The organism is Aeromicrobium sp. YIM 150415 (assembly GCF_016918125.1).
Taxonomy (GTDB): Bacteria; Actinomycetota; Actinomycetes; order Propionibacteriales; family Nocardioidaceae; genus Aeromicrobium; species Aeromicrobium piscarium.
This window is the reverse complement of sequence record NZ_JAERWM010000025.1, coordinates 125,613-140,378: the sequence shown is the minus strand read 5'-3', so window position 1 is coordinate 140,378 and position 14,766 is coordinate 125,613. Positions and strand designations below refer to the sequence as shown.

The 14,766-nt window shown below is 69.1% G+C and carries 14 protein-coding genes; 2 read left to right on the top strand and 12 right to left on the bottom strand.

Going from position 1 to position 14,766, the window contains the following annotated elements:
• Positions 1 to 78: 78 nt before the first annotated feature.
• From JL108_RS16325 to JL108_RS16305, 5 genes are read right to left on the bottom strand one after another with little or no spacing between them, the layout of a single operon-like run.
• On the bottom strand, positions 79 to 1,662 hold the full coding sequence (locus JL108_RS16325; protein ID WP_205199214.1) for a class I adenylate-forming enzyme family protein: 1,584 nt from the start codon (positions 1,660 to 1,662) through the stop codon (positions 79 to 81).
• A 2-nt stretch (positions 1,663 to 1,664) separates the two neighbouring features.
• Positions 1,665 to 2,924 (bottom strand): 2Fe-2S iron-sulfur cluster-binding protein, encoded by a 1,260-nt coding sequence (locus JL108_RS16320; protein WP_205199213.1) that lies wholly within the window; start codon positions 2,922 to 2,924, stop codon positions 1,665 to 1,667.
• Positions 2,921 to 3,811, bottom strand: coding sequence for a xanthine dehydrogenase family protein subunit M (locus tag JL108_RS16315; RefSeq protein WP_205199212.1), 891 nt, complete (start codon positions 3,809 to 3,811; stop codon positions 2,921 to 2,923). The genes JL108_RS16320 and JL108_RS16315 overlap by 4 nt, the downstream gene beginning before the upstream one ends.
• A 1-nt stretch (position 3,812) precedes the next feature.
• Positions 3,813 to 4,592 (bottom strand): enoyl-CoA hydratase/isomerase family protein, encoded by a 780-nt coding sequence (locus JL108_RS16310; protein ID WP_205199211.1) that lies wholly within the window; start codon positions 4,590 to 4,592, stop codon positions 3,813 to 3,815.
• Between the two features lie 10 nt (positions 4,593 to 4,602).
• On the bottom strand, positions 4,603 to 7,005 hold the full coding sequence (locus tag JL108_RS16305; protein ID WP_205199210.1) for a xanthine dehydrogenase family protein molybdopterin-binding subunit: 2,403 nt from the start codon (positions 7,003 to 7,005) through the stop codon (positions 4,603 to 4,605).
• A gap of 76 nt (positions 7,006 to 7,081) precedes the next feature.
• On the opposite strand from JL108_RS16305, the gene JL108_RS16300 reads away from it, so the two are divergent.
• Positions 7,082 to 7,627: a PadR family transcriptional regulator gene (locus JL108_RS16300; protein WP_205199209.1), complete on the top strand. Its 546-nt coding sequence runs from the start codon at positions 7,082 to 7,084 to the stop codon at positions 7,625 to 7,627.
• 15 nt (positions 7,628 to 7,642) lie between these two features.
• Here JL108_RS16300 and JL108_RS16295 read toward each other — a convergent pair whose 3' ends face one another.
• The 6 genes from JL108_RS16295 to JL108_RS16270 form a co-directional block, all read right to left on the bottom strand.
• Positions 7,643 to 8,344: a pyrimidine reductase family protein gene (locus JL108_RS16295; RefSeq protein ID WP_205199208.1), complete on the bottom strand. Its 702-nt coding sequence runs from the start codon at positions 8,342 to 8,344 to the stop codon at positions 7,643 to 7,645.
• 177 nt (positions 8,345 to 8,521) lie between these two features.
• Entirely contained in the window at positions 8,522 to 9,553 is a 1,032-nt protein-coding gene (locus JL108_RS16290; protein ID WP_205199207.1) for an AbrB family transcriptional regulator, read from the bottom strand.
• Between the two features lie 71 nt (positions 9,554 to 9,624).
• The gene (locus JL108_RS16285; protein ID WP_205199206.1) at positions 9,625 to 10,383 is read right to left on the bottom strand and encodes a sirohydrochlorin chelatase; all 759 of its coding nucleotides are present in this window, start codon (positions 10,381 to 10,383) and stop codon (positions 9,625 to 9,627) included.
• On the bottom strand, positions 10,380 to 10,559 hold the full coding sequence (locus JL108_RS16280) for a hypothetical protein (RefSeq protein WP_205199205.1): 180 nt from the start codon (positions 10,557 to 10,559) through the stop codon (positions 10,380 to 10,382). The genes JL108_RS16285 and JL108_RS16280 overlap by 4 nt, the downstream gene beginning before the upstream one ends.
• Complete coding sequence (locus JL108_RS16275) at positions 10,556 to 12,241, bottom strand: nitrite/sulfite reductase (protein WP_205199204.1); 1,686 nt, start codon at positions 12,239 to 12,241, stop codon at positions 10,556 to 10,558. The genes JL108_RS16280 and JL108_RS16275 overlap by 4 nt, the downstream gene beginning before the upstream one ends.
• Positions 12,242 to 12,490: 249 nt before the next feature.
• Positions 12,491 to 13,135 (bottom strand): hypothetical protein, encoded by a 645-nt coding sequence (locus JL108_RS16270; RefSeq protein ID WP_205199203.1) that lies wholly within the window; start codon positions 13,133 to 13,135, stop codon positions 12,491 to 12,493.
• Between the two features lie 133 nt (positions 13,136 to 13,268).
• Between JL108_RS16270 and JL108_RS16265 the strand changes: the two genes are divergently transcribed.
• Positions 13,269 to 14,159: a YihY/virulence factor BrkB family protein gene (locus JL108_RS16265; RefSeq protein WP_205199202.1), complete on the top strand. Its 891-nt coding sequence runs from the start codon at positions 13,269 to 13,271 to the stop codon at positions 14,157 to 14,159.
• Between the two features lie 114 nt (positions 14,160 to 14,273).
• Here the strand turns inward: JL108_RS16265 and JL108_RS16260 are convergent, their stop codons facing one another.
• Positions 14,274 to 14,750, bottom strand: coding sequence for a YbaK/EbsC family protein (locus JL108_RS16260; protein ID WP_205199201.1), 477 nt, complete (start codon positions 14,748 to 14,750; stop codon positions 14,274 to 14,276).
• Positions 14,751 to 14,766: the final 16 nt, after the last annotated feature.

The window sequence follows — 14,766 nt, the reverse complement described above, 5'->3', positions numbered from 1 at the left end:
GTTTCTCCCTTGTGTTCTTTGTCTTTGGGGCCATTCTTCCGTCCGCTCTGGGGGCGCCCGCCGGGGCGCCCGCGCTCCTCAGGTGGTGACGGGGGACTCGGCCTTGGAGCCGGTCGTGACTGCCAGGTCGTAGTCGCCCGCGACGAGCTTGCGGCGCAAGATCTTGCCCACGGGGGACTTGGGGATCGCCTCGATGACGATGACCCGCTTGGGACGCTTGTAGGGGGAGAGCGGCGCCTCGCTGCGGACCCAGTCCTTGACGCGAGCGGCCACGGTCTCGGGATCCTCGTCGTCTCGTGTGGGAACGATGAAGGCGGTGACGGCCTGTCCCCATTTCTCGTCCTGGAGGCCTACGACGCTGACCTCCGCGATGTCGGGATGACGCGCGAGAATGTCCTCGACCTCGACCGGATGCACGTTCTCGCCGCCGGTGAGGATCATGTCGTCGACCCGGCCCTCGACCCACAGGTCGCCGTCCTCGTCGACCCGCCCGATATCGCCGGTGTGGTACCAGCCGTGGCGGATCGACTTCGCATCCGCGTCGGGGCGCTGCCAGTACCCGGAGAAGGCCTCGTCGGAGCGCAGGTCCACCGCGATCTCGCCTTCCTGGCCCGCCGGGAGCGGCTCGTGGAACTCATCGCTCGCCGGATCGACGACACGCCACCTGCCGAACACGCCCGGACGGCCCGCCGCGCCGGGCTTGGCCGCGGCGTCGTCGGCGATGGAGAAGGTGTAGACCTCGCTGGAGCCGTAGTGGTTGATGAACACCTCCGGCTGGAGCTGCTCGACCAGCTGCTCGCACAAGGACGAGGTCATCGGCGCTCCGGCGAAGGCCAGCTTGCGGACGCTGCGCGCCACGCGCTCCATGTCGCCGCCACCGTTGACCACGGACCAGAAGGCCGTCGGCACCAGGTACAGCGCGGTCACCGACTCCTGCTCGATCAGGTCGACGGCCTCATCGGGACGGAACACGGGCTGGACGACGAAGGTCCCGCCGATGACGATCATCGACAGCAGCGAGCGCAGGCCCATCGTGTGGTACATCGGCATGGCGCCGAGCGTGACCTCGCCGGGCTGGTAGCGGGCCTGGACGACATGTGCGACGGAGGCGGAGTGCTCGTTGAGCTGGGTTCGCGGCACGCCCTTGGGCCGCCCGGTGGTGCCGCTGGTGTAGAGCATCACGCTGTAGTCATCGGGACCGATGTCGATGGCCGGGGCCGAGTCGTCCGCGGTGGCGACGGACTCCTCGAAGTCCAGACTGCCGGCGATGTCACAGCGCCCGACGGCGAGCACGGACGGCCGGATCGTGGCCTCGGCGAGCACGGTTCGGGCAAGCTCTGCGGCCACCGCGTCCACGACGACCACCTTGGGCGCCGAGTCGGTGAGGCAATGCGACAGCTCGGGCACCCCGAGGCGGATGTTGTAGGGCGTCGACATGACGCCGAGCTTCTGCAGCGCCAGGTGGGTCGACGCCATCTCCTCGCTATTGGAGAGGAAGAGACCCACCCGATCACCGCGCTCCACGCCGAGGGAGGTCATCAGATTCGCGATCCGGTTGGTCCGCTGATCCAGCTCACGGTAGGTCAGTCGTCGCCGGCCGGCGAACGCGAGTCGGTCGGGGAAACGTTCGGCCGTCCAGGTGAGGGTCGTGCCGATGTCCATGATCAGTTCCTTCCAAGGACCAGGCGCACGAGCGCCGTGATCCGGGATCGAATGAGGGTGAACACGATAGAGAGAGCGCTGGCGGGGGTTGCCTCGACGGGAGCCTCGCCGCGGGACGCGGCGTCGATATTCGCCGCGAACTGGTGGAACATGTCCGCGCTGACGTCATTGACGAGACCGCGTCCGAATTGAGCGATGCGGCCGACCATGTGCAACTCGGCGACCGCGTGCAGGTCGGTCCCGCCGTCCTGCCGCGATTCCGCGGTGAGGTCGACGACGGCGGCCACGTTCCCGGAAGAGGCGTCCGCGGCCTGGCCGATGACCTTCACGCGATGTGTCGCATCGTCGCGCTCGAGGATCTTGACGTCGCCGAGGAAGGCGAGCCGTACGGGTCCCAAGCTGACGCGCATGCGGCCCTTGTACTGGTCGTCGCCGAAGTCGGCGATGATCTCGGCGCCCGGCAGGCAGGTCGCTAGTGACTCGGTGTCCTCGACGATCCCCCAGATGGCGTCGAGGGGAGCCTTGGCGTGGGTGTCGACCGTGACCACCGCCGTCGGCTCGCCGGAGGGCACGGCGATCTCGGCCGGCCCGGATGTCGCATCGGCCGACTCCAGCGCGGTGGGTGTTCCGGGGCCGCCCAAGGTCGCCCGTGGGAGTCGGGGCTCGTCATGGTTGCAGTTCCTGGGGCCTGGCACACCCTGCGGATACTGCTCCGCGACATCGGCGACCGCATCGACGATATTGCGGTAGCCGGTGCAGCGACAGAGTACGCCGGAGAGCTGATCGGGAAGCTGCGCCGCCTCGATACCGGGCTCGGAGGTGAGCAGGTCGTAGGCGCTCATGATCTGTCCCGGTGTGCAGAAGCCGCACTGCAGCGCGTGGTGGGTGCCGAAGGACTGCTGGAGCGGATGAAGATCCGCGGGTGTGCCCATGCCCTCGACCGTCACGATCTCCGCGCCGTCGACCTGGCAGGCCAGGACCAGGCAGGATCGGGCCGCGTCGCCGTCGACCATGACGGTGCACAGGCCGCAGACACCGTGTTCGCAACCGAGGTGCGTGCCCGTCAGGCCGAGGTGATCGCGCAGGGCGTCGGCCAAGGTGACCCGCGGTGCCACGTGCACGGTGGCCGGGCGACCGTTGACGGTCAGGTCCACGCGGAGCAGCTCATCGGCCTCGCAGCGGGTGACCGCGCCCGCCGGGTCGTCATGGCGCCGGCGCCAGCGGTCGACGACCGAGGCCGCCTGGTCGAGGAGCAGGGTCATCGAGATTCTCCTTTCCGACTGTCGTGGAAGGCGGCCACGAGTTCGCGGCCCCCCAGTACGCGGACCAGGCGGCGCCGGTAACCGGCGCTGGCGTGCTTGTCGCCGCCGGTGGTCACGAGTTCGCGGGCCGCGTCGGCGAGCGCCTCGGCGACATCGGCGGCTCCGCCCGCATCGGTCGCCGACCGCAGCGGACCGGCGACGGTCTCGGTGACGTCGAGGAGTCGGGGGCGGTCCGCGACGCCGAACGCGCCGAGCAGCGCCCGCACCACCTGGTCGCCCTCCGTCTGCACCATCGTCGTGACGCCCACGAGAGCGAAATCGCCATGTCTGCGTGCCATCTCGGCGAAGCCGAAACCCTGTCCGCGGTGGGTTCGCGGCACGGTGACGTGCCGCAACACCTCACCGGGTTCCAACGCGGTGGTCATGGCTCCCCGGAAGAAGTCGTCGGCGGGCAGCTCGCGATCGCCTCCGGGACCGGTGATCCCCAGTCGTGCGCCCAGGGTCACCATCACGGCGGGCAGCTCGGAGGCCGGATCGGCGTGGGCGAGCGAACCGCACACCGTACCGCGGCTCCGGATCTCGCGGTGCCCGATCCACGGCAATGCGCGGGACAGCAGTGGGATCCGCAGATTGCCGTGTCGCTCGACGGCGCGCTGACGCACGGCCGCCCCGATCCGCACCTCATGTGCGCCGATCTCGATGCTCTGCCATGCCGAGACGCGTGAGATGTCCACGAGTGTCGGCGGGCGACCGAGGCGCATCGCCAGCACCGGCATCAGCGACTGTCCGCCGGCGATGATCTTCGCCTCGCCCGGGGCGAGAGACATCTCGGTGAGCACGCCCTTCGGCGAGGTCGGGCGCACGTACGAGAACGGGGCGGCCTTCATGTCAGCGGTCCTGGAACTTCGGCGTGCGCTTCTCACCGAAGGCAGCCACGCCCTCGGCGAAGTCCTCCGTGGCCCGCAGCATCGAGTAGGCCTTGCGCTCCAGCTCGACACCGGTCGCGAGGGGGCCGTCGACTCCCCGGTCGAGCACCTCCTTGGCGGTGCGCAGCGAGACCGCCGAGAAGCCCAGCAGCGTGTTCACCACGCGCTCGACCTCGCTCTCCAGGCCTTCGCGGTCCTCCGGTGCGCTGGCGACGAGACCCCAGTCGAGTGCCTGCTGCGCGGTGAACCGTTCGCCGGTGAGGATGTGGTACTTGGCGCGCGACAACCCGATCAGTCGTGACAGCCGCTGGGTGCCGCCGGAGCCGGGCATCATGCCCAGCTTCATCTCCGGCAGCGCGAACGCCGATCGTTGGGTGGCCAACCGGATATCGGTGGAGAGGACGAGTTCGAGGCCGACGCCGAAGCAGTATCCGTCGATCGCGGCGATCACGGGCTTCTGAGAACGCGACGCCGCGGTGATGTCGTGGCCGAGATCGGTGAGATCGATGGGAGCGACCTCCATGAAGCCGGCGATGTCGCCGCCGGAGGTGAAGTGCTCGCCGTCGCCACGGATCACGACGACGCGGATGTCTCGATCGGCGTCGATCTCGGCGAAACGCTCGGCCATCAGGGCGCGCATCTCCATCGTCACGACATTGAGCCGTCCGTGGTCGAGCGTCAGATTGGCCACGCGGCCATCGTGGCTGCGCTCGAGGTGGATGGTGCCTCCGGTGGTGGGCATGCTGGTCCTTTCAGTCGTTGAGATGCAGCAGATCGTGGAGAACATTCGGGTGGAGCGGGAGCGAGTCGATCCGGACCCCCCGGTGGCGCAAGGCGTCCTCGACCGCATTGGCGAAGGCGACCGGGAAGCTCATGCTCGCTCCCTCGCCGGCTCCCTTCGCGCCGAGTCGCGTCATCGGTGACGGGGTCTCGATATGCGCCATCGTGAGGGGGAACATCGACTCCGCCGTTGTGGGGATCAGGTAGTCCATGAAGGTGGACACCGGCTGGCCGGCGTCGGAGTAGGCCATCTCCTCGTACATGGCGCCTCCCAAGGCCTGGACCATCGCACCGTGCACCTGCCCCTCGAACAACGTCGGGTTCAGGATCGTCCCCGGATCGTGGATGCTGACCACGTCCTCGATGGTGATGTCGAGGGTCTCCGGGTCGATCCGGACGCTGACGAGATCGGCGACGAAGCCGTAGCAGAGTGAGGAGTTGACCTGGTCGGTGCGCGAGGGCGCCTTCGCCTGCGGGGGAGTGAAGGCGATATCGACCTCGAGGGTGGCCTGCTCACCGTCGGGAAGGCGGCCCGGATCCCAGTGGATCAGCCCTGCCGCGTGTCGGAACAACACGGCCTTGTCGGGGTCGCCGACGACGCGGACGGTTCCCTGGTGCAGCTCCAGGAGATCGGGGGTGGTGCCGAGGATCACCGCGGCGGCCTTCTTGATCCGGTGGGCGATCTCGCGCGAGGCGTCGACGAGGGCCGAGGTGAGCAGCGGCGAGAACCGTGAGGAGTAGCTGCCCGAGGTGATCGTCCACGCGGTGGTCGCGGTGTCCATCTCGACGGTGGGGACCACCTGCTCCTCGGGCAGGTCGAGCTCCTTGGCGACCACCTGGCGCGCGACGGTGGCGTGGCCTTGGCCCTGCGGCACGGTGCCGAGGGTGATCCCGACGATGCCTTGGGGGTCGACGCTGAGGTGAACGTGCTCGGTCGATCCGGACTTCCCGCGACCGGGGGGCCGGTTCTCGGCGGGTGTCGCGAGGCCCACGTAGCCGATATTGGTTCCCGAGGGTTCGACGATGAGGGCGACACCGGTTCCGACCAGCTCGCCACGGGACCTCGCCTCCTCCTGACGCGCGAGAAGGGCGAGATAGTCGGATCGTTCCTCGAGCAGTTCGACCGCCCGCTGGTAGTCGCCGGAGTCGTAGACGCCGCCGGTCGGCGTGGCATAGGGGAAGGCATCGGCATAGATCAGATTGCGCTTGCGGAAGTCGAGCCGGTCCATGCCCACGGTGCGCGCGGCGGTGTCCATGATCCGCTCCAGCGCGAAGTAGAGCTGCTGCCCGCCGAATCCCCGGTTCAGCCCCGTGGGGCACTTGTTGGTGACGACGGCACGTGAACGGAGCCGCACGGTGTCGATGCGATAGGCGCCGGTCATGTTGCCGAAGCACCGGTAGAGCGTGGCGGGCTCCGGGGGCCGCAGGTAGGCGCCGACATTCTCGACGAAGTCGATGTCGATGGCCTCGATGATCCCGTCCGCGTCGACAGCGGCGCGCACCTTCATGTGCCGGTCGGATCCCGACGAGCTGGACAGCAGATGCTCCGAGCGATCCTCGGACCACCGCACGGGGCGCTGGGCGTGGCGCGATGCGAGTGCCATGAGCGCCATATAGGGATAGATCCCGGACTTGATGCCGAACGAGCCTCCGTTGTCGGCCGGGACATGCAGTCGCAGTTGGGAGGTGGTGACGCCGAGCGCGCCGCACAGGACCGGGACCATCGAGAAGGGTCCGTGGAAGTTGGACCAGATCTCGACCTCGGGTCGCTCGGGATCGTCGATCCAGGTGGCCACGACGCTGTAGCACTCCATCGGAGTGGAGGAGTATCGAGGGAAGTAGTAGTCGCCCTCCACGATGTGCTCGGCACCGGCGAAGGCATCGTCAACGTCGCCGAAGACGAAGGTGCGGTCGCTGGCCACATTGGTGCCGGCGTTCTCGTGCAGCAGGGGTGCCTCCGCGGTGGTGGCCTCGAGCGCATCGACCACGACCGGGTGGAGGTCGTAGGCGATGTCCACCAGCTCCGCGGCGTCCTCGGCGGTGTAGCGATCGGTGGCGACCACGACGGCCACCGGTTCTCCGACATAGCGCACCTTGTCGGTGCCGGTGGGGTAGTAGTCCATCGGTGCGCGCAGCGAGAGCGGGAAGGGGCTCAAGGCCGCGGCGACCTCCTCGGGCCCGATCACGGCTGCGACACCCGGGTGTGCGCGTGCGCGGGTCAGATCGATCGAGGTGATGGAGGCGTGAGCATGCGGGCTGCGGACCACGGCGGCCACCAGCGTGCCCGGCAAGGGATCCAGATCGTCGAGGAACGCGCCCTTGCCGGTGACGAGTCGGGCATCCTCGAGCCTGGCCATCGTGCTCACGGGGTTCATGCACCATCCTTCATGATCTTGTTCATACCGTCTGAAACATACGGTGTGAACAAGACCGTAGGCCTAGGATGGTGGCATGTCAAGGGAACGCCTCAGCGCCACCTCCTTCGTGGTCCTGGGCTTGATCGCATTGCGCGGGCCGTCCACGTCCTATGACCTCAAGCGGGCCACCGGACACTCGATCGGCTACTTCTGGCCGTTTCCGCACGCTCAGCTCTATTCCGAGCCACGTCGCCTGGTCGAGGCTGGCCTACTGACCGTGCAGGAGGAATCCGACGGCCGGCGACGACGCACGTTCTCGATCACCGCCGAGGGCCGTGAGGCCCTGGCCGAGTGGCTCGATCAGCCCATCACCGAGCCCATGCAGATCCGCGACGTCGCCGAGCTCAAGCTGTTCTTCAGCGAGTTGCTGAGCCTTGAGACCAAGCGCCGGATGGCGCGGGACCAGATCCGCCAGCACACCGAGCGGTTGGAGGAGTACCACGCGATCCAGAAACGATTCGGCGGGCGCGAGGACATTGCTCCTCGCCTCGTGCCGCTGGACCTCGGTATCGCGATGACCGAGGCGGCCCTGGCGTTCTGGGACGAATTCGCGGAACGGCTGGACGCGGAGCGGGATTGACCGTAGGTCGTGGGGTCAGCCGCGGGCGCGGAGCCAGCGGGTGAGCAGCACGTCGTCGACCTCCAGCAGGTGGCCGAGCGACAGCGACCGTCCGGCGAAGTGGTCCGAGTGCGCGATGCGGGGCCCGTGACCGGCGGTGAGCAGGGGAGCGATCGTCAGGCACAGCTCGTCGACGAGGTCGTCGGCGGCGAGTGCGCCGTGCAGGGACGGTCCGCCCTCGCAGAGGACGCGTCGTAGGTCGCGGTCGTGCAGGGCCGTCAGTGCCGTCGGCAGGTGGACTGCCTCTTCGCCGGCGACGACGACCTCCATCACCTCGGCCAGTTCCGCGCGGCGTTCGGGAGGCGAAGCGGCCGAGGTGATGACGATCTGTCCGGGTGCCACCAGGGCCTCGGGAAGGTCGAGGCCGCGGCTCACGACGGCGATCGGGGGCACGGGGTCGAGACCGAGCCCGGCCCTGATCTCGGTGTGGACCTCGTCAGCCTCGACCGGGGCGTAGCCTTCCGCCCGCGCTGTCCCGGCGGCCACGAGAACGACATCGCACAGCGAGCGCAGGACTGCGAAGACGGTGGCATCGGGGTCGCCGCCGAGCGCGCCGGACAGCCCGTCCTCGGCCGTGGCCGAGCCGTCGACGGAGGCGGCGAAGTTCATCCGGACCCAGGGCCGGTCCAGGTCATCGGGGTACGCGTAGCGGCGTGCCAGATCGGCCGTGTCGAGCATGGCACCAGCCTAGGGCGCCGACAGCCGCCACGTGGCGGTACGTGGTCAACGCTACGTCCCGGGTGGCGGTAGGTGGTCAACGTTTTCGGGTGTGGTTGGGGTTGATGGGGTACCGCTGTTCGGAGGGTGAGGTTGATGAGGTACCGCCCACGCGAGGGTTGGGGGATGACTCACCGGTCAACGGCGGCGCAGGAACCACGCGAAGATCGGCGCGCCGGCCAGGATCATGAGCAGCCGGACGAGCTGGGCCGCCGTGACGAAGGTGAGATCGCCGCCGGTCGTCGTCGCGATCGCCAGCACGGCGGAGAAGCCCCCCGGGGTCGTGGCGAGATAGCCGTCGAGAGGGCTGAGATCGGTGACATGGGCGAGCCAGGCGCCGAGTGCCGCGCACATGATCATGACGATGACGATGTTCAGCAGAGCAAGCGGCAGCAGGGACCGGATCGTCGCGAAGGCCGCGCGGGTGAACCGCAGTCCCACCGAGAGCCCGATCAGCACGAAGGCCGCCTGCTGGAGCGCATTCGGCACACCCACGGCGCCGAACCAGCCGTGCACGATCGCGGCGACGAGCATCGGCCCGAAGACTCCTCCCGCCGGCAGCCGCGCGAATCGTCCCACCAGCAGCCCCACCGCCACGCTGACGGCGGTGAAGCCGAGTGCGGGCACCAGATGCTCGGTGCTAGCGATTCGGGCCGAGCTTCCCGACTCCGAAGGATGGAACACGAGATTCACGATGAACGGCAGCGACGCCACGATGATGACGACCCGCAAGTACTGCAGGACGGTCACCACGCGGTCGTCGGCACCCAGGTCACGTGACATGACGGTGAGGCCAGAGGCGCCGCCGGGTACGGAGGAGAAGACCGCCGTCTCGCGGGTGATGGTGCCGCGGGCGCTCAGCATGAGCCCGAGGACGACGCTGCCGAGGATCGTGGCTACGCTCACGAGCAGGACGACCGGCCAGTCGCCGCCGATGCTGCGCAAGGTGTCCAGATCGATGCTGGCACCGATGGAGGCCCCGAGGAGCGCCTGCCCGATCAGGTAGAGCGGCTCGGGGAACCGCAGCTCCTGGCGCAGGATCAGGGAGAAGATGAGCGCACCGGCGAGGGCGCCGATCAGCGTGGCCGCGGAGACGTGCAGGAGCTCCAAAACACCGATGAGCACTGCGACGATCGCCGCGAGCAGCAGTACCCTCCCGGCGCGTCTCACCCGTTGAAACTAGCGAACCCGTCATGCCGGGGCGCAGGTGCCCCGGCATGACGGGTTCGGTGCGGAACCTCTCAGGCGAACATGGCCTCCAGGGGGACCAACTCCACGGCACCGACGGCGTAGCGGGCCAGGAGGACCTGAGCGATCTCCTGCTCGGCCCCGAGCGGCTCCGCGACCGCGACGGCCCCGGCCTCGGTGGCCAGCTCCGCGACGCGATCGGGCAGGACGCCCGGTGCGAGGAACAGCATGCCGACTGCGATGTGCCGGCGTCCGTCCGCGCGATGTTGGCGCACGGCCTCACCCGCGGCGGGCGGCACGCTCGACGCGAAGGCGGCGATCGTGGGGAGACGATGGTGGGCGCCCCACGCCCGGGCGGCGCGCGAGATCATCGCATTCGCGAGCGGATCGGAGGAGCCGGCACCGGCCAGCACGAGCGCGTCGAGCTCGCGAACCCGGTTCTCGCGCAACGACTCGCGCAGGCGGCGGTCGAGCACGTTGAAGAAGGCCGACTCGATGCCGAGCACCTTCGTGACGTGGATGGACAGCCCGCTGTGCCGCTCGGTGGCCGCCTGCGCGGCCTGGGGCACGTCGACCTTGGCGTGGTAGGCCTCGGTCAGCAGCAACGGGACCACCACGATCTCGGAGTAGCCCTCGGCGACGAGGCCGTCGACGACCTCGTCGAAACCGGGCTCGCAGAGGTCGAGGAAGGCCGTCTCGATGCGGAGATCGGGGCGCATGCAGCGCGCGAGCTCCGTCAGGGCATTGATCGTGGCGGCCGATCGTGGATCGCGGCTGCCGTGGGCAAGAGCAACGAGTGCTGGTGCGGTCATGCTTCCCTCCTTCCGGGATGGGTGGTGATGGTGGCGGGGTTGAGTTGGCCGATGAACTTCAGGCTGAAGGCGCGCAGACAGCTGCGACACTCCCAGGCTCCGTGGGTCTCGCCGTGCGGGCGAAGGTCCTCATCGGCGCAGTACGGGCAGTGGTACGGCATGGCCCTCGAGCTCATCGGAGGAGCTCCTCATCGGCGCGGGCGACCCAGCCGGCGAAGGTCTCGTCGCTGTCGCGCTGCTCCAGATAGGTGCGCGCGAGCTTCTCGACGTAGTCGGGGAGCTGATCCGCGGTGACCTTGTGGGCTCGCAGCTTGCGGCCGAAGCTCGCGTCGAGCCCGAGCGCCCCGCCCAGGTGCACCTGGAAGCCCTCGACCTGATCGCCGTTCTCGTCGACGACGAGCTGGCCCTTGAGGCCGATATCGGCGGTCTGGATGCGGGCGCAGGAGTTCGGGCAGCCGTTGACGTTGACCGTGATGGGGCTGTCCAGCTCGGGTACGCGGTCCTCGAGCTCGGTCACGAGCTCGGCGGCGCGCTGCTTGGTCTCGACGATCGCGAGCTTGCAGTATTCGATGCCGGTGCAGGCCATCGTGTTGCGGCGCCACTGCGACGGGCGAGCCCGCATGCCGAGCTCGTCGAGGGCCGCGACGAGGGACTCGACCCGGTCCTCCTCGACGTCGAGCACGAGGATCTTCTGCATCGGCGTGGTGGCGAGGCGGTCCGAGCCGTGTGCCTCGGCGACATCGGCGATCTGGTGCAGCAGAGTGCCCGACACGCGGCCCACGCTCGGCGCGGCGCCGATGTAGTAGCGTCCGTCCTTCTGCGGGTGGACGCCGACGTGGTCGGAGGGTGTGGTGGGGGCCCCGGGGTCGTCGAGGTCGATGAGCTCGCGCTTCAGGTACTCGTCCTGCAGCACCTCGCGGAACTTCTCGATGCCCCAGTCGGCGACGAGGAACTTCAGCCGGGCGCGCGAGCGCAGGCGGCGGTAGCCGTAGTCGCGGAAGATGCTCGTGACGCCCTCCCACACCTCGGGGACCTCGTCGAGCGGCACCCAGACGCCGAGCCGCTTGGCGAGCATCGGATTGGTGGAGAGGCCCCCGCCGACCCACAGGTCGAAGCCGGGCCCGTACTCGGGATGGACGGCGCCGATGAAGGCGATGTCGTTGATCTGCGGCACGACATCGTGTCCGGGGTGGCCGCTGATGGCGGACTTGAACTTGCGGGGCAGGTTCGAGAAGGCCCGGTCGCCGATGTAACGGCTCTCGATCGCCTCGATCGCCGGGCGGCCGTCGATGATCTCATCGGCGGCGACGCCCGCGACGGGGCTGCCGAGGATGACGCGGGGGCAGTCGCCGCAGGCCTCCTGCGTTGACAGGCCGACGGCCTCCAGCTCCTGCCAGATCGTCGGGACGTCGCGGACGTCGATCCAGTGGAACTGGATGTTCTGGCGGTCGGTGAGGTCGGCGGTGTCACGGGCGTAGCGCGTCGACAGGTCGGCGATGGTGCGCAGCTGGGCGACCGTGAGCTGGCCGCCGTCGATGCGCACGCGCAGCATGAAGTAGCGGTCATCGAGCTGTTCGGGCTCGAGGGTCGCGGTCTTTCCGCCGTCGATGCCGGGCTTGCGCTGCGTGTAGAGGCCCCACCAGCGGAAGCGTCCGCGCAGGTCGCCCGGGTCGATGGAGTCGAAGCCGCGGTGGGCGTAGATGTTCTCGATGCGGGCCCGCACGTTGAGCGGGTTGTCGTCCTTCTTGGACTGCTCGTTGGCGTTCAGGGGCTCGCGGTAGCCGAGCGCCCACTGGCCCTCGCCGCGCTTGCGGCGGGGCGTGCGGGGCCGGGTGTCGGTGCCGGATGCAGGTGCCATGAGTCTCTTTCGGACAGGAGCGCACGGCAGGGCTCAGACGCGGGGAGATGCCGCGCGACCGGTTTGCGGGGAGGCAGAAGGGGTCGCTGGTTCAGCGACACATCATCGAACGCGCACGACCGAGGTCCACGTGGAGGCGTTCCACGAGCCAGACGGTCTGTGCGGTGAGCATGGCACCAGTGTGTTGCCGGCGCGGGCCGGACACAAACGCTCGTCTCGAATAGTGGACCATGTGTCCGAAGGATGAGATCAGCCCTCGGTGTCAGGGGCGACGGCCGCGATGGCGAAAGCCCCGGCGGCGGTGACCGCGAGGAGTCCGGCGGCGGCAGGGGCGGCGGTCGCCCACGGCAGGAGACCGGCTGCGGCGGCGCCCAGGGTTACGGCCGGATTCGCGGCGGCGACGAGGACGATCGAGGGGGCGGCGCCTGCCGTGGCGACCGGTACGGCGAGCAGGGCTCCGGGTGCCTGTCCGTCGACCGCCAGGACGGTCCACGCGGTGAGGATGCCGACCAGCACTGTGACCAGCCCCACAGTCCAGGGCGAGGGTGCATCGAAGAGCAGCGGCTCGCCGAGGCGGGTTCCCAGCGCGGCGGCGCCGAACCCGGCGGCGAGCGCCGCGGCCACCTGGACCACGAGGGTCGGGAGGAGCTCGCCGAAGCGTGCGCGGCCCGCGAGGGCGAGGGGGAGGGCCCAGGCGGCGTTGAGCTCGGCCAGCCCCGAGTGCTCGGGGGTGCTCGCGCTCTGGCCGAACCAGCCCAGCAGCACGGTGACCGCGGCGACGGCCGCCACCGCCAGCACGGCCGACGGGGCATGCAGGGCCAAGATCGCGCTGGCGGTGAGCACGAGGGAGCTGGTGCCGGCCATCGCCAGGCGCACTCCGAGCGGGGGTGTCATGCGCGAGCCGCCACGGACTGGGGGCCACGGGCTTCAGCGTCCATAGGGGATACCGTAGACGGCTTCGGCGCCCTGGGAAACGGCCGGATCGCGCCTGCGACGTGCGCTGCCTCCGCGTCGCTACGGTGGAGTCATGGCCACCAGCGACTCGGTCGGCCGCCCGGGCGTGGTGGACGATCTCAAGCGTGTCGTCGCGCGCACCTTCGCGGCCTGCATCCGCTATCGGGTGACCGGGATGGCCGCCGAGGCGGCGTTCTTCGCCGTCCTCTCGCTGCCGCCGCTGATCTTCGGCCTCGCCGGATCGATCGGATTCATCGCCGCTCGCTACGACGTGGCGCAGCTGGATCTCTTCCGCCAGCGCATCATCGACCTGACCTCACAGGCGCTCAACGACGAGACGGTGGACGCGATCATCGTCCCCACCCTGGACGAGGTGCTCAGCGGGGGAGGGCGCATCGATGTCATCTCGGTGGGCTTCGTGTTGGCGCTGTGGTCGGGCTCGCGAGCGCTGAACGTGTTCATCGACACCATCTCGATCATGTACGGGCTCGGCGGTCACCGGGGGATCGTCAAGACCCGCGTGCTCTCCTTCAGCCTCTACATCGTCGCCTTGGCGATCGGGATCGTCCTGGTGCCGCTCGTGCTGGTCGGGCCGGTGCTGGTGGGTCAGTGGATACCGGAGAACTGGCGCTGGCTGAGCGTCCTCTATTGGCCGGGTGTCCTCCTGCTGTCGACGGGATTCCTCGCGATGCTCTACCACGTCTCGGTGCCCGTGCGGCAGCCGTGGCGCATGGCGCTTCCCGGTGCGGTGTTCACCGTCGCGATGTGGATCCTGGGGAGCTGGCTGGTGCGCTGGGTGCTGGACTTCAGCGACGGAGGCATGTCGATCTTCGGCCCGCTGGCGGCGCCGATCGCCTTGCTGCTGTGGCTGTTCGTCATCGCGATCTCCGTCCTCATCGGCGCGGCCCTCAACGCCTCGGTGGCCGGAATCCTGCGCGAGCGCACCGATCCCGCCCCCACCTGACCCTCCGGGTCCGAGATTTGCCGGGTTGTGGCCCCTCTGGCTGGGGTCTCAAGGGCCATAACCGGGCAAAAGTCGTGCGTCCGCAGGGTTGGTTCGATCCGCGAGACGGCGGGATCACTCCGGGAGCTTGGAGACGGTCACCCAGGGAGCGCCGTCGGTGACCTTCTCGAGTTCCTCGCCGGTGAGCTCGATCGCGGAGTTCCCCGTGCCGCAGGCGGGGAAGACGCTCGGGAAGCGCCGCATAGAGGTATCGAGGTAGACCGTCGCGGAGTCCGGATTGCCGAAGGGGCACACGCCGCCGGGCTCATGGCCGGTGAGGCGTTCCACGTCGTCGCCTTTGAGCATCGACGCCTTCAGCCCGAACTCGCGCTTGAACGCGGAATTGTCGAGGCGTGCGTCGCCGGCCATCACCACGAGGACCGCGGTGTCCGGCTCGGGACCGCGGAAGCTCAACGTCTTGGCGATCCGGGCGGGCTCGACCCCGAGAGCGGCCGCGGCCAGCTCGACCGTCGCACTGGACTCGGTGGTGACGACGATGTCCTCGGCGCGTCCGTGGGCGGCCAGGTGGGCGCGGGCGATCTCCAATGACATGGCTCGATCGTACGAG